The sequence below is a fragment of the Xenorhabdus budapestensis genome (assembly GCF_017743015.1).
Taxonomy (GTDB): Bacteria; Pseudomonadota; Gammaproteobacteria; order Enterobacterales; family Enterobacteriaceae; genus Xenorhabdus; species Xenorhabdus budapestensis.
Genome location: NZ_CP072455.1, coordinates 339386 through 358686 on the forward strand (window position 1 = coordinate 339386; position 19301 = coordinate 358686).

The 19301-nt window shown below is 42.2% G+C and carries 19 protein-coding genes and 1 pseudogene; 16 read left to right on the forward strand and 4 right to left on the reverse strand.

Going from position 1 to position 19301, the window contains the following annotated elements:
- Positions 1-42 precede the first annotated feature (42 nt).
- Positions 43-948, reverse strand: a complete 906-nt coding sequence (gene murQ / locus HGO23_RS01390) for an N-acetylmuramic acid 6-phosphate etherase (RefSeq protein ID WP_209028673.1) — start codon at positions 946-948, stop codon at positions 43-45.
- Between the two features lie 329 nt (positions 949-1277).
- On the opposite strand from murQ, the gene HGO23_RS01395 reads away from it, so the two are divergent.
- Positions 1278-3380 (forward strand): inverse autotransporter beta domain-containing protein, encoded by a 2103-nt coding sequence (locus tag HGO23_RS01395; protein ID WP_099134951.1) that lies wholly within the window; start codon positions 1278-1280, stop codon positions 3378-3380.
- A gap of 141 nt (positions 3381-3521) precedes the next feature.
- Here HGO23_RS01395 and HGO23_RS01400 read toward each other — a convergent pair.
- Positions 3522-4150, reverse strand: a pseudogene (locus HGO23_RS01400) (IS1 family transposase); the annotation flags it as partial.
- Between the two features lie 681 nt (positions 4151-4831).
- Here HGO23_RS01400 and HGO23_RS01405 point away from each other — a divergent pair.
- Positions 4832-5722: a LysR family transcriptional regulator gene (locus HGO23_RS01405; protein WP_099134952.1), complete on the forward strand. Its 891-nt coding sequence runs from the start codon at positions 4832-4834 to the stop codon at positions 5720-5722.
- A 333-nt stretch (positions 5723-6055) separates the two neighbouring features.
- Here the strand turns inward: HGO23_RS01405 and HGO23_RS01410 are convergent, their stop codons facing one another.
- On the reverse strand, positions 6056-8008 hold the full coding sequence (locus HGO23_RS01410) for an ABC transporter ATP-binding protein (RefSeq protein WP_209027696.1): 1953 nt from the start codon (positions 8006-8008) through the stop codon (positions 6056-6058).
- A 227-nt stretch (positions 8009-8235) separates the two neighbouring features.
- On the opposite strand from HGO23_RS01410, the gene HGO23_RS01415 reads away from it, so the two are divergent.
- The gene (locus HGO23_RS01415; protein ID WP_209027698.1) at positions 8236-8439 is read left to right on the forward strand and encodes a YheV family putative zinc ribbon protein; all 204 of its coding nucleotides are present in this window, start codon (positions 8236-8238) and stop codon (positions 8437-8439) included.
- Positions 8440-8578: 139 nt separating this feature from the next.
- Positions 8579-9112, forward strand: coding sequence for a peptidylprolyl isomerase (gene slyD, locus HGO23_RS01420; RefSeq protein WP_209027700.1), 534 nt, complete (start codon positions 8579-8581; stop codon positions 9110-9112).
- 121 nt (positions 9113-9233) lie between these two features.
- On the opposite strand, the gene HGO23_RS01425 is transcribed toward slyD, so the two are convergent.
- On the reverse strand, positions 9234-9452 hold the full coding sequence (locus HGO23_RS01425) for a SlyX family protein (RefSeq protein WP_099134956.1): 219 nt from the start codon (positions 9450-9452) through the stop codon (positions 9234-9236).
- A gap of 319 nt (positions 9453-9771) precedes the next feature.
- On the opposite strand from HGO23_RS01425, the gene fkpA reads away from it, so the two are divergent.
- The 12 genes from fkpA to rplK all read left to right on the forward strand — a co-directional run bounded on the left by fkpA (position 9772) and on the right by rplK (position 19301).
- Positions 9772-10536 carry an FKBP-type peptidyl-prolyl cis-trans isomerase gene (gene fkpA, locus HGO23_RS01430; protein WP_209027702.1) on the forward strand — a complete coding sequence of 255 codons (765 nt, stop codon included), beginning with the start codon at positions 9772-9774 and terminating at the stop codon, positions 10534-10536.
- 370 nt (positions 10537-10906) lie between these two features.
- Entirely contained in the window at positions 10907-11644 is a 738-nt protein-coding gene (locus HGO23_RS01435; protein ID WP_209027704.1) for a helix-turn-helix transcriptional regulator, read from the forward strand.
- Positions 11644-12039 (forward strand): sulfurtransferase complex subunit TusD, encoded by a 396-nt coding sequence (tusD, locus tag HGO23_RS01440; RefSeq protein ID WP_099134959.1) that lies wholly within the window; start codon positions 11644-11646, stop codon positions 12037-12039. Before HGO23_RS01435 ends, tusD begins: the two co-directional genes overlap by 1 nt.
- A gap of 31 nt (positions 12040-12070) precedes the next feature.
- On the forward strand, positions 12071-12430 hold the full coding sequence (gene tusC, locus HGO23_RS01445) for a sulfurtransferase complex subunit TusC (RefSeq protein WP_099134960.1): 360 nt from the start codon (positions 12071-12073) through the stop codon (positions 12428-12430).
- A gap of 19 nt (positions 12431-12449) precedes the next feature.
- The gene (gene tusB, locus HGO23_RS01450; protein WP_209027705.1) at positions 12450-12737 is read left to right on the forward strand and encodes a sulfurtransferase complex subunit TusB; all 288 of its coding nucleotides are present in this window, start codon (positions 12450-12452) and stop codon (positions 12735-12737) included.
- Positions 12738-12952: 215 nt separating this feature from the next.
- Positions 12953-13327: a 30S ribosomal protein S12 gene (gene rpsL, locus HGO23_RS01455; RefSeq protein ID WP_038269449.1), complete on the forward strand. Its 375-nt coding sequence runs from the start codon at positions 12953-12955 to the stop codon at positions 13325-13327.
- A 98-nt stretch (positions 13328-13425) separates the two neighbouring features.
- Positions 13426-13896 (forward strand): 30S ribosomal protein S7, encoded by a 471-nt coding sequence (rpsG, locus tag HGO23_RS01460; RefSeq protein WP_038269448.1) that lies wholly within the window; start codon positions 13426-13428, stop codon positions 13894-13896.
- Between the two features lie 93 nt (positions 13897-13989).
- Positions 13990-16098 carry an elongation factor G gene (fusA, locus tag HGO23_RS01465; RefSeq protein ID WP_099134962.1) on the forward strand — a complete coding sequence of 703 codons (2109 nt, stop codon included), beginning with the start codon at positions 13990-13992 and terminating at the stop codon, positions 16096-16098.
- A 70-nt stretch (positions 16099-16168) separates the two neighbouring features.
- Positions 16169-17353, forward strand: a complete 1185-nt coding sequence (gene tuf / locus HGO23_RS01470) for an elongation factor Tu (protein WP_209027467.1) — start codon at positions 16169-16171, stop codon at positions 17351-17353.
- A gap of 357 nt (positions 17354-17710) precedes the next feature.
- A complete protein-coding gene (secE, locus tag HGO23_RS01475) occupies positions 17711-18094 on the forward strand; it encodes a preprotein translocase subunit SecE (RefSeq protein WP_099134963.1) in 384 nt (127 codons plus the stop codon).
- 2 nt (positions 18095-18096) lie between these two features.
- Positions 18097-18642, forward strand: coding sequence for a transcription termination/antitermination protein NusG (gene nusG, locus HGO23_RS01480; RefSeq protein WP_038260749.1), 546 nt, complete (start codon positions 18097-18099; stop codon positions 18640-18642).
- A gap of 230 nt (positions 18643-18872) precedes the next feature.
- Entirely contained in the window at positions 18873-19301 is a 429-nt protein-coding gene (gene rplK / locus HGO23_RS01485; RefSeq protein WP_099134964.1) for a 50S ribosomal protein L11, read from the forward strand.

The following is a 19301-nucleotide window of genomic DNA, read 5'->3' on the forward strand; positions in this document are numbered from 1 at the left end:
TACCACCCCTGCGATTTAACTTCTACAAAGAAAAGGTAATGATTATCGAGCGGTTGAAATCGCTGGCCGGATGAACCCTTGATGTTCTGTTAATAACATTCTGGCTTTTTCGGCACTGATCCCCGATAGAATCATCACAATTGCAGTTTTGCAGTGACCGTTACAGGCGTTCAGGGCTTGCTCTGCCGTTTCCCTGCTGCACTCAGTAGCAGCCATGACAATATTTTTTTGTCGTTCAACTAACTTAGCATTAGTGGCTTCCACATCCACCATCAAATTGCCATATACCTTACCAGTACGGATCATGGCTCCTGTCGTGATCATATTCAGCACCAGTTTTTGCGCTGTACCGGCTTTCATACGGGAGGAACCTGTTACAACTTCCGACCCTACAATGGGGGTGATAGTGATATCAGCCAGCTTGGTCATCGGGCTGTCAGGGTTACAACTGATACAAGCGACAGTTGCTCCCACTGATTTGGCATACTCCATCGCTCCTAACACGTAGGGTGTCCGGCCACTGGCGGCAATTCCAACCAGCACATCTCTTTCATTAAAGTGTAGCTCTCCAAGATCATCTGCGCCTAGTTGCCGATTATCTTCCGCATTTTCGACAGCTTTCAAAATTGCCTGATGCCCGCCGGCAATTAAACCGACCACTTGTTCCGGTTTGGTGCCGTAGGTTGGTGGACATTCGCTGGCATCCAAAATCCCTAATCGCCCTGATGTTCCTGCTCCGCTATAGATTAAGCGTCCCCCCTGACGGAAAGCTTCTGCAACTTTATCAACTACGAGAGCAACCTGAGGTAGTGTTTGCTCAACCGCAACGGCGACTTTTTTGTCTTCATCATTGATAACGCTGAGCATATCGAGTGTTGATAACTCATCAATATGAGCACTGGCGGGGTTACGGCTTTCAGTCACCAGATTATTCAGATTGATTTTCATCATTTTTTCCTGCTGCATGTGATGGAATGATTTTAGGTAATTCATAAATACTGAATTATCGCACTGATCACATAATATAGCTTTCATATTTCAGACTGTTTTTTTATTTTTTTTGTTCATTCAGAGTAATCGTAAACACCATATTCATAAATATAGAATTAATTACTCACCTGATAAATAAAATTGATTCCTTTTATCTATTGCTTGATGAAGACCTTTTATTACGTAGCAATAAAAGAATTTTCTAATTTATGTTGGTTGTGAAAAAAGTGTTGAATATCTGATGCCAGTCTCTGGTAACTCCCTGTATTTTATTGAGGAACTGATCTATGAAGCTTGTTTTTATTAATGAATTCATACGGTTTTTAATATTAATATGTTCTTTTTGCTTGCTGTTTATCTCCATGAATACATTTTCAGTGAGTGAAAGTAATCATGAAGATAAAAACGTAAAAACATTTTTACAGGATATAAATAATGAAAATAAATTTGACGAAACAGAAAAAGATAAATCAAGTATTATTATTCAAAATATTCATATGATAGGTGGTTTATTGTCATCCTCTTCAGCCCAACTGACTGAACAAGCCACATCCTACGCTTTAGGTAGATTAAATGGAACAATAAATAGTGAAGTACAAAAATGGCTGTCCCAATTTGGGACAGCTAAAGTGAATTTATCCCTCGACAGAAAAGGCAAGCTGGATAACAGCTCATTAGATCTGTTATTGCCTCTCTACGATAATAAAGCGGACTGGTTGTTTTTCTCCCAGCTGGGTTATCGCAATAAAGATAGCCGCCATACCGTTAATTTGGGGCTCGGTGGGCGTTATTTCACATCTGACTGGATGTATGGTTTCAATACCTTCTTCGACCATGACGTCACAGGACGCAATAAACGTTTGGGGTTGGGTGGCGAAGCGTGGACTGATTACCTAAAATTCTCAGCCAATGCTTACCTGCGTCTGAGCAAATGGCGAAAGTCACTGAAAGAGGAAAACTGGGAAGAGCGTCCTGCCAATGGTTTTGATCTCAATAGTGAATTCTTCTTGCCAGCATATCCGAATCTCGGAGGTAAGCTGAGTTATGAACAGTACTTTGGTGATAACGTTACCTTGTTTAATCGTGACACTAAACAGAAAAATCCCGCTCTTGCCAAAGTGGGCCTGAGTTACACACCAATTCCATTGATAACGATGGGTGTGGATTACAGACATAGTAGTGGCGGGCACAGTGAAGCCCGGTTTCAGGCCAATTTAAACTATAGATTCGGTGTCCCGCTTAGCATTCAATTATCACCAGATAACGTTGCATCAATGCGTACACTGGCGGGCAGCCGTTATGATTTGGTGGAAAGAAATAATAACATCGTGCTGGATCACAGGGTTCGATTGCCTGATATGGACGTCTTCCCAAAAGAGGCTCTCTACGGGAATGGGAAGGATATGTATACCTATAGGATTTTAATTATCGATCCGGACAGTGGGAAGCCACTGCTTAACCATCGCTTAAAGCAAGTAATATGGGGCTTTGAAAATGATAGGTTGCCGAGAAAAGACTTACATTTTCAAGATATTCGGACGACTACAGATAATGAGGGATATTTAATTGCTTCATTGGTGAGTAATGTGGGAGTGGATGACATCATAGCCAAAGTGAACGTTACTATTGATGCTAATAAATCATATTCTATAGTTGCGAGAACACCAGTGAGTTTTAAAGCTGTTTCACAAGCTGCGGGGCTAAAGTTAATTTCCCCTGATAGTCATGCCATCTATATTTATACAAATGAGACTACTGATGAAAAGGGGCGGAAAAAGCCTTACAATGTTTTTAATAATTTAATTATTAAGTTAACAAAAGAAGCATCTGAACCAGAAGATCTCCCTGAACATATTGCTGGAGAAAAAGAGCGTGTCACTTATGAATCTTCGACCAACCTTGTAAAAATAGATCATGTAGGGAATATAACTTTCCCTGCTGAACATTTTAATGCTTCTAAAAAAGCAACCGTTATTGCGACAGTGACTGATTCCGATACAGGGGCTAAATATACGTATGAATACACATTTAATCCACAGAGATATATTTTTAGCCCCGAAGTTGGCTATGTAGAATTAAGAAACAACTTTGGAAACGGTAAATGTGAAACTCTTGAATCTGGCTATTCATGGTCACGTAAAGCTATATCAGTAACTGAAAAGGATGTTGTGGGATCGACATCTACAGATAGTTCTTCATTGAAAAATGAATATCTGGGGTTCCCAGGCTTCGGCGTTTTACCTGATGATGAAAAGATAAAAGTGGCTGTTGATGAAAAATCGTCAGAATTCATCTTATATTATTACGATAAAGACAGTGAAAAAGGTAAAGACAAAACAGACACCAATCCTAATCATTTTGGCAGATTGTTGTGTAAATTAGCGGGTTAAAAATAAATATTGATGACAGAAACACAGGTTTGGTTTTTTTAGCCTGTGTTTTTTATTTTCTTAAATATTTAATTCATTGATTAATATGGTATCAGGCCAACCTATAAGAACCAATTGTGTATTAAATGGTTAGATATCTTATTAAAAATAGTTCTCACGCTCAATGAAAGTGCCAATCACTTTATCGTGCATTTCCTTAGATTTAGAATATTCTATCGTTTTTCGATTCAGTCTTTTTATCCGGGTTCGATGCGTTAAATTGTTTCTTTCTAAACATTGGGTGAATGTCTTCCCAGTCAGGTGTTCTTCCTCTGGGAGGCTGTCATATACAGCATAATTATCCGTACAATAAAACCGAATATTAAAGGGCGATAAAAGGGCAAGCAGTTTGTCTAATGTTTTCCGGCTGCGATCCCCAAAAATAGGCGCCACTATTCGTTTCAGACTAGGTTCCCAGGCATACCAGAGCCAGCGTTGATTTTTCTTGTTCCCCACAAACGACCCTTGCTCATCCATTTCACAGATAAGCTGAATGTTATCCCCGTCAAGAGGACGCGTCGTCACGTTTCGGTGTGTAAATTTTTAGCGCTGTCATGACGGTGCTTGTGGCCACTTTCAGGACACGGGCGGTGTCGCGGATCCCTCCGTTATTCATTGCCATATCGATAACCTGCTCTTTAACACCGGGCTGTGCAGGCTTGATAGGTGTATTCCAACTGAAAGACCTTACAGCAGGCATAACAGCAATAACGGGGATGGCCGCCATGCCTTACTTATGCAATAATATATAAATACAGAATGTTCCTATATCTAAGAAGTTAAAAACTTGGAATAAGGATAGGCATATTATATAGGTAATATCACTCTATAAAATAAGTTGTCATAAATGTTGTATTTTACTCAGATTCTGATTAATAAATACTTTGTTATTTATTTTCTTCAATAGGTTCCAAATTGTATTATGGAGATGGATGTGTTTTAAAATTAACACGTGATATGTGTTAATTATGAATTGGTGATAAAGATATGGATAGATTTTATTATAAGAACACATGAATAAACTATGGGGTATGTCATTATACGAGTAAACTAGTTTGATATGCTTTTCTTGGTTTTTATTATTAATCTATTCACATGTGGTTTAATAGTGTGGTATTTTGTTTTTATTAAACTTAATTTTAATGTTCGGAAGTTATTTGATGTTGGATTTATTATCTTTTTCTGTACTGGTAGATCATATTTCATCTTTATCACAAATGTAATTATTAATTTATGTGATTAAAACACAATAGTAAATCTTTTGCTGATTGTATCCTTATTAACTAACATTTCACTAGTTAACATTTTGACCAGTAGTCCCGATAAGACCTTTGGCGAAACACGAAGTTAAAATGCTATCACCATGAATCTGTAATGTTTTGTCGTTATTCACAACCATTGGGCGAAAGAACATGGATATACGCAATCTTGAAGCTTTCATCGTTTTGGCTGAGACTCTTAATTATCATAAGGCTTCAGAGAAACTTTACCTTTCTCAGCCTGCCTTGACGAAAAAAATACATGGTCTGGAAGGTATTCTGGGTGCTTCATTATTCAGAAGGGGGCCAAGTGGAACAAGATTAACAGATTTTGGGCAGAAGACGTTGGAAAATGCCAGGAAGTTTTTAACGCATTATGAGCAGTTTAAAAGTCAGGTACAGTCTGATTCAAAAAAGGAAATTGTCAGGCATCTATATATCGGCTCCTGTTTTCCCACTCATAACTATTTGCAAATAGAAAGGCAGCTTGCAGGGAAGAAAGGGAATATTGTTCTGGCTTTGATGACAGGATTGTCAGTTGAACAGCAGATTAGTTTGTTAAATGTGGGAATGCTCCATGTAGCCGTAGTGCCGTTGGTGGCTGTGACACAGTTAGAGCCGAAAAAAACTTTTACTGAAAAATTGGTTTATATCTTTAGAAAAAGGAGTCAATTGGTATCTAAATTTAGAGCGGAAAACAGTAAATCTGAACATAAGAATTTTCTGATCAATTCATCGGGAAAAAAAGAGGTGATTGACCTGAATGATTGTCTGAATGTTTTTCCTGTTTATACTGGTGATAATATGAATTTGTTATTAAAAACAAATGATATTATGTTAATTATGGAGATGATTACAAAGAACGGTACTTATGCATGTGTACCTAAACGAATGATTGCTGCAATTCCTGATTATTATATGAATTTGTTAGAAATTATTGAAACAGATAAGAAAATAGATTTAGGTGTAGTATGGGGTAAGTCAATAGATGATGATTTGGTTGACGATGCCGAAAGTTTTTCTGCATTGGTGGCGAATTTGTAAAATAATTTGATAAGTAATCAGTGAATTATTTTTTGTTATTCTTAATGTACTCAGATTCTGAAATCAAATTTAAATTATAAATGATAAGGCAGTTTTCGTTAAGGAGCATAGAATGTTTATTAGAATTACTGATGTTTTATATTTATAAAAACACCTTTTAATTAAATGACTTATCATTTTTACGGTCAGTAAGATAGTTAGTTTTAGATGAATTCCTATTCTTATCTGTGCACATAATACGTTTAGGCGCTTTGCCATATAAAGCATGATTATCGGGTATTGAATTACAATACCCGATAATCATTGCTCAACAATAATTGAATGGTAATAAACTTACTGATTGGCGTTAAATGTTTCTGTCATTTTTTCAAGTTGCTCTTGAATATCCAGCCATTCCATTTCGATATCTTCCAGTCTGGACTTGGTTTTTATTTGTTGATGCAGGCATTCCGTTAATTCAGTTTTACGTTCACTTTCATATATTGTGTTATCTGAAAGTTTTTCTTCCAAACTTGCCAGTTTCGTACCTAAATTTTCTATCTCTTTTTCGAGAACTGTGAGTTGCTTACGCAATGGTTGCGTCTGGCTACGGAATTCTGCTTCACGCCGTTTTTGATCTTTGCGTTCTTGTGCACTGTAATTCTGAACGTTACTTACAGAATCATCTGTACCGGGAGCTGTTTTTTCTTTTTCCTGACTTTCACGCAACTGTTGACGTTGTAACTCTGTTAGCCATTGCTGGTAGTCTTCCAAATCACCTTTGAAAGGCTCTACTTTGCCATCATGTACCAGATAAAGTTCATCTGTCGTGGAACGCAATAAGTGTCTGTCGTGCGATACCACAACAAGAGCGCCATCGAAATCGATCAAGGCTTCAGTCAATGCTTGTCTCATATCGAGATCGAGGTGGTTGGTCGGTTCATCCAACAACAGAAGATTCGGGCGTTGCCAGACAATCAGCGCCAGCACCAATCGGGCTTTTTCTCCTCCGGAGAAACGGACAGTTGGATCGGTCACTTGGTCACCTTTGAAACCAAAACCACCAAGATAATCTCTTAACTGTTGTTCTGTTTCCTGAGGAGCAAGTCTGGCTAAATGTTGTAAAGGAGATTCATCTGCACGAAGGTATTCCAACTGATGTTGTGCAAAATATCCTAGCTTGATGCCTTTAGCTAAGGAAATCTCTCCTCGTTGTGGGGCGAGTTCCCCTGCTAGTAATTTTATCAGGGTTGATTTACCTGCACCGTTACGACCCAACAAGCCAATTCGTGAACCCGGAACCAGATTTAATTTGATTGAGTTCAGTACCATTTTATCTCCGTATCCGGCACTGACTTTTTCCATAATTAATAGTGGATTTGGCAGGCTGTCTGGCTGGCGGAAACTGAAACGAAATGGGTTATCAACATGAGCAGGTGTAATCAGCTCCATTCGTTCCAACATTTTGATTCGGCTTTGGGCTTGTTTTGCCTTAGAAGCTTTAGCACGAAAACGATCAATGTAGCTTTGCAAATGCGCTACTTTCTCTTGCTGGCTTTGGTATAAGGCTTGTTGCTGGGCAAGTTTGGCTGCCCGTTGCCGTTCAAAGGAAGAGTAATTGCCTGTGTATTCAAATAAGTTCTGCTGTTCGATGTGCAGGACTTTATCAATGATTGGATCGAGGAAATCTCTGTCGTGCGATATCAGGATTAAAGTACCTGTATAGTTTTTCAGCCATTTTTCGAGCCAGATTACAGCATCCAGATCAAGGTGGTTGGTGGGTTCATCAAGCAACAATAGCTCAGAACGACAAATCAGTGCCTGAGCCAGATTAAGTCGCATACGCCAGCCACCGGAAAATGAACGGACAGGTTGTTCCAGTTGAGCCTGAGAGAATCCCAGACCATGCAGTAAACTGGATGCACGAGCACGAATTGTCCATGCCTGAATGGTGTCGAGCAAGCCGTGAAGGTGTGCAATGGCATGCCCATCATTCTGTTCGTTGGCAATTTTCAGTTTCTGCTCTAATTGGCGGAATTCACGATCACCATCGATCACATGTTCCAGAGCCGAAATCTCCAGAGCTGGTGTTTCCTGATTCACCCATGCTAAAGCCCAATTGTTGGGAAATGTCGCTAAGCCACTTTCAGCTTGTAGTTCACCTTTCAGTAATGAGAGTAGGGTTGATTTACCACAACCATTTTTACCAACTAATCCCACTTTTTGTCCGGGATTGATGGTTGCGCAGGCATTGTCCAGTAGGACGCGAATACCTCGACGGATTTGCAGAGAAGAAAAAACAATCATGATGTTGTCTGTATGGGATATGTTAAGTTAATAATGAAATTATATGTATTCGTTTTGATAGCTTGGCATGCATGGTAACGGAAAATAGGTGGCCTGACACGTCCTGAAAGGGGACTGATGTTATTGTCTCTAACATGGTGATGTGAGCGAAGTGGAACTACTGCGTAAAACATTAATCAGGTTAGGGGGGGCATCTGCATCAAGCATGAACAGCAATGGGGGTAAGTATGTCAGTGAGTCGTAAACGTTTTATAGCAGGTGCTGTGTGCCCGAAGTGTCAGTCACAGGATACTTTGGCAATGTGTCAGGAAAACAAAGTTGATATTGTCGAGTGTGTTCACTGTGGACATCTCCAGCGACAAACTGATGAGGCTGTAACATCTCATATCAGAGAGCAGGAACAAGTTATCGGCATTTTTACACCTCAGTAACTCAATGTAATTACAATGGGTAACGGATAAATTTTTCCATCTCTAGGTACAGTGAAGTAGAATTCCGGTACAATCAGCGGCATTTTTTTAGTCGTAACAATTTTCCCCACGTTTTTTCCTGGGTATCGTAGGAGATGTCATGAAAGTAGCAAAAGATTTGGTGGTCAGCTTGGCTTATCAAGTAAGAGCAGAAGATGGTGTTTTAGTTGATGAGTCTCCGGTGAGCGCACCGTTAGACTATCTGCATGGCCGCGGTTCCCTGATTAGCGGTTTGGAAAAAGCGTTGGAGGGCCGTGAGGCTGGTGAACGTTTTGATGTTAGCGTTGAAGCAAATGATGCGTATGGTCAATATGATGAGAACTTAGTTCAGCGCGTACCAAAAGATGTTTTTGTTGGAGTAGAAGAGTTACAGGTTGGTATGCGTTTCTTGGCGGATACTGATATGGGACCTGTACCTGTTGAAATCACCGCTTTAGAAGGTGATGAAGTTGTTGTTGATGGTAATCATATGCTGGCTGGTCAGAACCTGAAATTCAATGTTGAAATTGTAGCGGTTCGTGAGGCGACAGAAGAAGAACTGGCTCATGGGCACGTACATGGTCAGGGTGGTTGCGGTGATCACGATCATCATGATCATGAAGGTCATAGCTGTTGTGGCGGTGGTTGCCACTAAATTAGCTGGTTAGCTGAAAAAAGGGAAGCTGGTTGGCTTCTCTTTTTGTCGGTTTCTTTGCCTTCCCTGGTCAACGTTTCCCCAATTGGATAGCCAGAAGCGGCCTCAGTGGATCTGTTTTTCAGTAATGGGGCGGAGGCGTTTCTTCTGAAAGTGGTGCAATAATTGATGACTGATGAGCTTTAAGCCGTTCGGCCATTAATTTTAGATGTTCTTTTAGCTTATCTATTTCTACCTGCTGTTTTCTGACTTCTTGATTCAACGCTTCAATGGTAACTTCCTGATAGGCCAGTTTAGTTTCCAGTTGCTCAAATCTCTGCTCAATGCTGGATAATACCATTACTTTTCCCCCTGTCTTTGATCATGTAATTACGCGATGGAATGATTATTGTAACCAAACCGATACTATAATACTTGAAGCACAAGGCCTAATAGCCAAACCTTAATGTCTAAATTTTTTGGTGAAGGTGGAAAGCAGAGTGGAGAGAAATTGGAGAGCAGGAAAGCTTTTCACTCAATGAGTTACTTCAAGGTTGTTTCAGTATTTTTCAGGGCGGCGTATAGCAAATATTGTTATTGGTTTTCGTAGGCAGTTATAGTACATGTGGTTGCATGATTTTTGCTGACGGCAAACTCAGTCAAATTTATTGGAGAATAAGATGAAATCATTGTTAAAAACAACCTTGCTGGCAACTACACTGGCAATGGCATTCAGTGCACCGTATACAATGGCTGCTGAAACAAAAACCAACGATGAAGTGAAACTGAATAAAGCTTTTAAAACGGTAGTACAGCAGGATTCTTATGCGTTGGGAGCTTCCATAGGTCGTTATATGGAAAAATCTTTGGACGAACAAAAAGCGCTGGGTATTGATATTGATAAATCTCAGCTTTTGGCTGGGTTTGGAGATGCAGTCAATAATAGAAGTAAACTGAATGACACAGAAATTCAGCAAGTTCTCAGTGAGTTTGATGCAAAAATCCGAGCTTCTTTACAGGCTAAGCTGGAGAAAGAGGCCAGTGAAAATAGTGAGAAAGGAGATAAATTCCGGGAGCAGTTTGCTAAGGAAGCGGGAGTTGTAAAAACGAAATCCGGTCTTCTGTACAAAATTGAGCGGGAAGGAAGTGGTAAAACTCCTGTAGCAAGTGATACCGTAGTTGTGAATTACAAAGGAAGTTTGATCGACGGGAAAGTGTTTGATAATTCCTATGAACGCAAAGAGCCTCTGTCGATTCCTCTGGATAAAGTGATCCCGGGCTGGAAAGAAGGTCTTCAGCACCTGAAAAAAGGTGGAAAAATGAAATTGGTCATCCCACCTGAGTTAGCTTATGGCAAAAATGGAGTGCAAGAAATCCCGGCTAACTCAACCTTAGTCTTTGAAATTGAATTGTTGGATATTAAACTTAACGCGAAAGCAAAATAATTTTCATCGTAATTAATACATGATTTTATAACAGGGGCTACCAGGCCCCTGTTTTGTTATACCAATATTTACTTCGATTTAGTAAGTAATAAACGTAAATATAGAGAATGAATTTTACCAGTTATTATTTTACACAGCATTAAATGGAATAATTTTCTCATATATCAGGTATATTTGAACATAAACACTGTGATAACTCTTGGCAGTCTATTCAGTAAGGCCTTGACGACAATCTAATGTAGTTTTAACGTCATTATTCTGGATAGAATACAGCGTTTTTGAAATGTTTTCTGTTAAGTTGCGGTTATAATAAATCTCACTCTGATGCTTTTGGTGAGGTGAAGTCTAAGCTTGAAGGATGGTGTATTACATGTCTACCCCACTATTGTCCGGAGATCAAATATCTGGTGATAACAGCGATATTGATTTACTGGAAAACCAACCGTTCAGTGAAACGGATCATGAAATTTTAAAATCTTATGAAGCGGCTGTTGATGGCCTAGCTATGCTGATTGGTGGGTATTGTGAAATTGTTCTTCATTCACTGGAAGACCTTAAATGTTCAGCTGTCAGAATAGCTAATGGCGAACATACGGGCCGTAAGATTGGCTCTCCCATCACTGATCTGGCATTACGGATGTTGCACGATATTACGGATGAAGACGCCAGTGTTTCCAGAGCCTATTTCACACGGGCGAAAAGTGGAGCATTGATGAAATCGGTTACGATTGCGATTCGTAATCGCCAGCGCAGAGTTATCGGGCTTTTGTGTATTAATATGAATCTGGATATTCCTTTCTCAGAAATTATTCAGACCTTTATTCCGGAAAAAACTCACGAAGTTTCTTCAAACGTCAATTTTGCTTCTTCTGTGGACGATCTGGTTGCACAGACGCTGGAATATACTATTGAAGAGGTAAATGCTGATCGCAATGTTTCCAACAATGCGAAAAACAGACAGGTTGTCCTGAATCTTTATGAGAAAGGTATTTTTGATATCAAAGATGCTATTAATCAGGTCGCTGATCGCCTGAATATCTCTAAACATACGGTATACCTTTATATTCGCCAGTTTAAAAGTGGTGAATGTACAAGTCCGGAGAAGTAATGTCGTCACTATCTTATTGTCTTCTGGTGACCGGGCCAGCATATGGGACTCAGCAAGCCAGTAGTGCCTATCAATTTGCTCAGGCACTTATTGCTTCTGGCCATAAATTGCATAGCGTATTTTTTTATCGTGAAGGCGTTCAGAATGGCAATCGGCTGGTAGCACCTGCTAATGATGAATTTGATCTCGTCAGAGCTTGGCAGTCATTGGCTGCTCAGCACCAGTTTAATTTATTCATTTGTGTTGCGGCAGCGTTGCGGCGTGGTGTTGTAGATGAACAACAAGCAAATGAACTGAATCTGGATGCTGCGAATCTAGCCAGTGGGTTTGAGCTCAGCGGTCTTGGTTCTCTGGCTGAGGCCATGATGTTATGTGATCGCGTGGTACAGTTTTAGGGGCATAGGCAAAAGGGTATTGAGGGTAATAATGAAAAAAATCGCCTTCGTTTTTACTGAAGCTCCCCACGGATCTTCTGTCGGCAGAGAAGGGCTGGATGCTCTACTCGCAACATCAGCTTTGACGGAGCAGATTGGTGTATTTTTTATTTCTGATGGAGTATTCCAGCTACTGTCCGACCAGCAACCGGATAAAATTCTGTCACGTGACTACATTTCAACATTTAAGATTTTATCTCTGTATGACATTGATAAGTATTATATTTGTCTTGAAGATCTAATGGTTAGAGGATTTAGCCCAGAAAATGATTTTATTCTGGAGGCCGAGTTTCTCTCCACTGAGGCCATTCGGCAAATGTTAGCGGGCTATGATGCTGTGTTGAAATTTTAATCTATTTTGGAGAGATAACATGTTATATACTGTTAGATGCTCACCTTACCAGGATGACTTCAATGCAATACTTGGCCTGATCACTGATGCGGATGATGTCCTGCTGATTCAGAATGGAGTATTGCTCAGTGTGAATGGTAATCGCTATTTAGCTGAGTTGATCCGCACAGGAGCTGGTATCTATGCTTTGCAGGATGATCTGGATGCACGGGGGCTTGCTAATCAAGTTTCAGATCGTGTACAGGTGGTGAATTACAACGATTTTGTTAGCTTAACGGTGAAACATCAGCAAAGTTTCAGTTGGTAAATATTTCTGTATTTTGTCCACAGACACTGCCTGTATTATTCAGCCAGCAATACTTGCTAACTCTTTGACGCCGCCGACCACCGTAGAAAGACTGTATATTTCTTGACACCTCGTCAAGTCAGCAATAAAATTCTGCGTCCTCTCGTTTTGTCATCATGACTGACAGAGGGTAAAATCCGTGTTTACGAAGCAAAAAACCAGGAGCTTTTTTAATAATGGCAACTATTAACCAGCTGGTTCGCAAATCTCGTAGCTCGAAAGTTGTGAAAAGCAACGTTCCTGCTCTGGAAGCTTGCCCGCAAAAACGTGGTGTATGTACTCGTGTATATACCACTACTCCAAAAAAACCAAACTCAGCACTGCGTAAAGTATGCCGTGTTCGTTTGACTAACGGTTTCGAAGTGACTTCCTATATTGGTGGTGAAGGCCACAACCTACAGGAACACTCCGTAATCCTGATCCGTGGCGGTCGTGTTAAAGACTTGCCAGGTGTGCGTTACCACACTGTTCGCGGTGCACTGGACTGTTCCGGTGTTAAAGACCGTAAACAAGGTCGTTCTAAGTACGGTGTGAAGAAGCCGAAGGCTTAATGGTTCTCCGTTAAGTAAGGCCAAACATTTTTTACTTTAATGTCAGAATAAACTCGTAGAGTTTTGGACAACCCTGAAATTCGAAACGGAGTATTTCCATGCCACGTCGTCGTGTAATTGGTCAACGTAAAATTCTGCCAGATCCAAAGTTCGGATCTGAACTGCTGGCAAAATTTGTAAATATCCTGATGGTAGACGGTAAGAAGTCTGTCGCAGAAGCAATTGTATATGGTGCGCTTGAGACCCTGGCTCAGCGTTCTGGTAAAGATCATCTGGAAGCATTCGAGCTGGCACTGGATAACGTGCGCCCGACTGTGGAAGTTAAATCCCGTCGTGTAGGTGGTTCTACCTACCAGGTTCCAGTTGAAGTTCGTCCGGTTCGTCGTAATGCATTAGCAATGCGTTGGATCGTTGATGCTGCTCGTAAACGCGGTGATAAGTCGATGGCTCTGCGCCTGGCGAATGAATTATCTGATGCGGCTGAAAACAAAGGCGCTGCTGTTAAGAAACGTGAAGACGTTCACCGTATGGCAGAAGCTAACAAGGCGTTCGCACACTACCGTTGGTAATCCATTTTTTGGTATACCATCGGCAGTGAATATGTTCTGGGTAGCTGCTTGGCTACCCGTTCTTTAAATTGAACGCCCACGAGAGAGGAAAAAATGGCTCGTAAAACCCCTATAACTCGTTACCGTAATATCGGTATCAGTGCGCACATTGACGCGGGTAAAACCACTACCACCGAACGTATTCTGTTCTACACTGGTGTAAGTCATAAGATCGGTGAAGTTCATGATGGCGCTGCTACTATGGACTGGATGGAACAGGAGCAAGAACGTGGTATTACCATCACGTCTGCTGCGACTACCGCTTTCTGGTCTGGTATGGCTAAACAGTATGAGCCACACCGCGTCAACATCATCGACACCCCAGGCCACGTTGACTTCACTATCGAAGTAGAACGTTCTATGCGTGTTCTTGACGGTGCAGTAATGGTTTACTGTGCAGTTGGTGGTGTTCAGCCACAGTCTGAAACTGTATGGCGTCAGGCGAACAAATATAACGTTCCACGTATCGCGTTCGTTAACAAAATGGACCGTATGGGAGCGAACTTCCTGCGCGTTGTTGAGCAGATCAAAACTCGTCTGGCTGCTAACCCTGTTCCTCTGCAATTGGCAATCGGTGCAGAAGATACCTTCACCGGTGTTGTTGATTTGCTGAAAATGAAAGCAATCAACTGGAATGACGAAGATCAGGGTATTACCTTCGAATACGAAGATATCCCAGCTGACATGCTTGAGCTGGCTCAGGAATGGCATCAGAACCTGATCGAATCCGCAGCAGAAGCATCAGAAGAACTGATGGACAAATATCTGGGCGGTGAAGAGCTGACTGAAGAAGAAATCAAAGCAGCTTTGCGTAAACGTGTTCTGGCTAACGAAATTATCCTGGTTACCTGTGGTTCTGCATTTAAGAACAAAGGTGTTCAGGCAATGCTGGATGCAGTTGTCGAATATCTGCCAGCACCAACTGATGTTGAATCCATCAAAGGTATGCTGCCAGACGGTAAAGATACCCCAGCAGAACGTCATTCCAGCGATGATGAACCATTCTCAGCACTGGCGTTCAAAATCGCTACCGACCCATTCGTGGGTAACCTGACGTTCTTCCGTGTTTACTCTGGTGTTGTTAACTCTGGTGACACCGTACTGAACCCGGTTAAAGATAGGAAGGAACGTTTTGGCCGTATCGTTCAGATGCATGCTAACAAACGTGAAGAAATCAAAGAAGTCCGTGCAGGTGACATCGCAGCTGCTATCGGTCTGAAAGATGTAACTACAGGTGATACTCTCTGTGACCTGAACGCACCAATTATTCTGGAGCGCATGGAATTCCCAGAGCCAGTTATCTCTGTTGCTATCGAGCCAAAAACTAAAGCTGACCAAGAAAAAATGGGTATCGCTTTAGGTCGTCTGGCTCAGGAAGACCCATCATTCCGCGTGAGCAGTGATGAAGAGTCTGGTCAGACTATCATTGCTGGTATGGGTGAACTTCACCTCGACGTATTGGTTGACCGTATGCGTCGTGAATTCAACGTTGAAGCGAACGTAGGTAAACCTCAGGTTGCTTACCGTGAAACTATCCGTGCCTCTGTTGAGCAGGAAGGTAAACACGCTAAACAGTCTGGTGGCCGTGGTCAGTACGGTCATGTATGGCTGCGTATCGAACCTCTGGAAGCCGGTGGAGCTGGTTACGAATTCGCGAACGAAATCGTTGGTGGTGTTGTTCCTAAAGAATACATCCCAGGCGTCGACAAAGGCGTTCAGGAACAGCTGAAGAGTGGTGTTCTGGCTGGTTATCCAATAGTTGACGTTAAAGTTGCCCTGTTTGATGGTTCTTACCATGACGTTGACTCCTCAGAAATCGCCTTTAAAATTGCTGCATCTATGGCATTTAAAGAAGGCTTCATGAAAGCGAAACCAGTTCTGCTGGAACCTATCATGAAAGTTGAAGTGGAAACACCAGAAGACTACATGGGTGACGTCATCGGTGACTTGAACCGTCGCCGTGGTATGATCGATGGTATGGATGATGTAGCTACGGGCAAAATTGTTCGTGCTCAAGTACCATTGTCTGAAATGTTTGGTTATGCTACTGACCTGCGTTCTCAGACCCAAGGTCGTGCTTCTTACTCCATGGAGTTCTTGAAGTACAACGAAGCGCCGAGCAACGTCGCTCAGGCTATTATCGAAGCTCGTAAATCTAGATAAGTTTTCGAGTTTACTATCTTTTTAGCTCCCTCCTCTTTGTGACGGGGGAGCGGTATTAAGGAATAGAGTCGTGTCTAAAGAAAAGTTTGAACGTTCAAAACCGCACGTTAACGTTGGTACTATCGGCCACGTTGACCATGGTAAAACTACCCTGACTGCTGCAATCACCACCGTTCTGGCGAAAACTTACGGCGGTAATGCTCGTGCATTCGACCAGATCGATAACGCACCAGAAGAAAAAGCACGTGGTATCACCATCTCTACTTCTCACGTAGAATACGATACTCCATCCCGTCACTACGCACACGTTGACTGCCCAGGCCACGCCGATTACGTGAAAAACATGATCACCGGTGCTGCCCAGATGGACGGTGCGATCCTGGTTGTTGCGGCAACTGATGGCCCAATGCCACAGACTCGTGAGCACATCCTGCTGGGCCGTCAGGTAGGTGTACCATACATCATCGTGTTCCTGAACAAATGTGACATGGTTGATGATGAAGAGCTGCTGGAACTGGTAGAAATGGAAGTACGTGAGCTGCTGTCTCAGTACGATTTCCCAGGCGATGACACTCCAATCATCCGTGGTTCTGCTCTGAAAGCGCTGGAAGGCGACGCAGAGTGGGAAGCGAAAATCATCGAACTGGCTGAAGCGCTGGATTCTTACATCCCAGAACCAGAGCGTGATATTGATAAGCCATTCCTGCTGCCAATCGAAGACGTATTCTCTATCTCCGGCCGTGGTACTGTAGTTACTGGTCGTGTAGAGCGTGGTATCGTTAAAGTGGGTGACGAAGTTGAAATCGTGGGTATCAAAGAAACCACCAAAACAACTTGTACTGGCGTTGAAATGTTCCGCAAACTGCTGGACGAAGGCCGCGCAGGTGAGAACGTAGGTGTTCTGCTGCGTGGTACTAAGCGTGATGACGTTGAGCGTGGTCAGGTTCTGGCGAAGCCAGCTTCTATCCACCCACACACTCAGTTCGAATCTGAAGTGTACATCCTGAGCAAAGATGAAGGTGGCCGCCATACTCCATTCTTCAAAGGTTACCGCCCACAGTTCTACTTCCGTACAACTGACGTAACTGGTACTATCGAACTGCCAGAAGGCGTAGAGATGGTAATGCCAGGTGACAACATCAACATGAAAGTAACCCTGATTGCGCCAATCGCAATGGACGAAGGTCTGCGTTTCGCAATTCGTGAAGGTGGCCGTACGGTAGGTGCTGGTGTTGTTGCTAAAGTGATCGCATAATCTTTTTAATGTGTTCATTTTGGAAGGGGCATCGACAGATGCCCTTTTTATACGTTGTCTTAGGAAGAACCTATCTCATCAATAGTTGTCTGATGGTACGCTGACTGAACAGCTGTGAATTATTGGTGAGATAGGCTCTGATACAACGGATAGACTTTGGTATCGCCCAGTTTTCAAGATTTCTTTCCAAAAAATAGTTTTCAAGAAAACAGATACAAAAAGTCCTGCTGAATTATGGCACCGAGTCAGATACAATTACAATTATCTTTGGGTTCGGTCTGATTTGTTTTGCTCTTGCGAGGCAAGCTGGCTATCTATTTACATCATAGTTACTTACATATAGTTACAGGTTGGTTTATGAGTGCGAATAGCAATGCTCAAGAAAGCGGGCGTGGTCTTGATATAGCAAAATGGCTATTGGTGGCAGTGCTGCTGGTGGTTGCTATTGTGGGTAATTACTATTACCGGGAGTATAACCTGCCTCTGCGCGCGATAGCTGTTGTTGCTATTGTTGCCCTTGCAGGAGCAGTTGCATTGTGGACTGCGAAAGGTAAAGCTGCATTAGCATTTGCTCGTGAATCCCGCGTTGAAATGCGTAAAGTCATTTGGCCAACACGCCAGGAAACCCTGCATACAACACTGATTGTTGCGGCAGTAACGGCTGTTATGTCTCTTATTTTGTGGGGACTGGATGGTATTCTGGTGCGTTTAGTTTCATTTATTACAGGCCTGAGGTTTTAAGAATGTCTGAATCTCCAAAAAAGCGTTGGTATGTCATACAGGCATTTTCTGGGTTTGAAGGTCGTGTGGCTCAATCTCTGCGTGAGCATATCAAATTGCATGATATGGAAGATTCTTTCGGCGAAGTGATGGTGCCGACAGAAGAGGTTGTTGAGATCCGCAGTGGCCAGCGTCGTAAAAGCGAGCGTAAGTTCTTCCCTGGTTATGTCTTAGTACAAATGGTAATGAATGATGCGACCTGGCATCTGGTTCGCAGTGTGCCACGCGTAATGGGCTTTATCGGTGGTACATCTGACCGCCCGGCACCAATTAGTGATAAAGAAGTCGATGCGATTATGAATCGTCTTCAGCAAGTTGGTGATAAACCACGTCCAAAAACTTTGTTCGAACCAGGCGAAATGGTTCGTGTCAGCGATGGTCCGTTTGCGGACTTCAATGGGGTAGTGGAAGAAGTCGATTACGAGAAGAGCCGTTTGAAAGTTTCGGTTTCTATTTTTGGTCGTGCTACGCCAGTTGAGCTGGATTTCAGTCAGGTCGAGAAAGTCTGATCTGATGCTTAATTAAGCGAATTGGCTTGCAAAGGGTGTGAAATTAACATACAATTTCGCGCCTTTTGTTTTTATCTGGACGCCATTTTGAGTTGTCTGGATAAGCAACTAAGTCTGGTCACAGACATAACTTTTTTTGTGGTCTGGTCTTACATTAGAATATTAGACGAGGCCTGAATCGTAGGGGAGCCTCTTTCTGGAGGCGATAACACCCATATTGAGGAAATATAATGGCTAAAAAAGTACAAGCCTACGTTAAGCTGCAAGTTGCGGCGGGTATGGCTAACCCAAGCCCACCAGTTGGTCCAGCTCTGGGTCAGCAAGGTGTTAATATCATGGAATTCTGTAAAGCGTTCAATGCTAGAACTGAAAGCATTGAAAAAGGCCTGCCAATTCCAGTTGTTATCACTGTTTACGCAGACCGTTCTTTCACTTTCGTTACTAAAACCCCACCAGCGGCTGTCCTGCTGAAGAAAGCAGCAGGCATCAAATCTGGTTCTGGCAAGCCGAACAAAGACAAAGTTGGTAAAGTAACCAGCGCTCAGATTCGTGAAATTGCTGAAACTAAAGCTGCGGACATGACTGGTGCTGACGTTGACGCAATGATGCGTTCGATCGAAGGTACTGCTCGTTCCATGGGCCTGGTAGTGGAGGGTTAA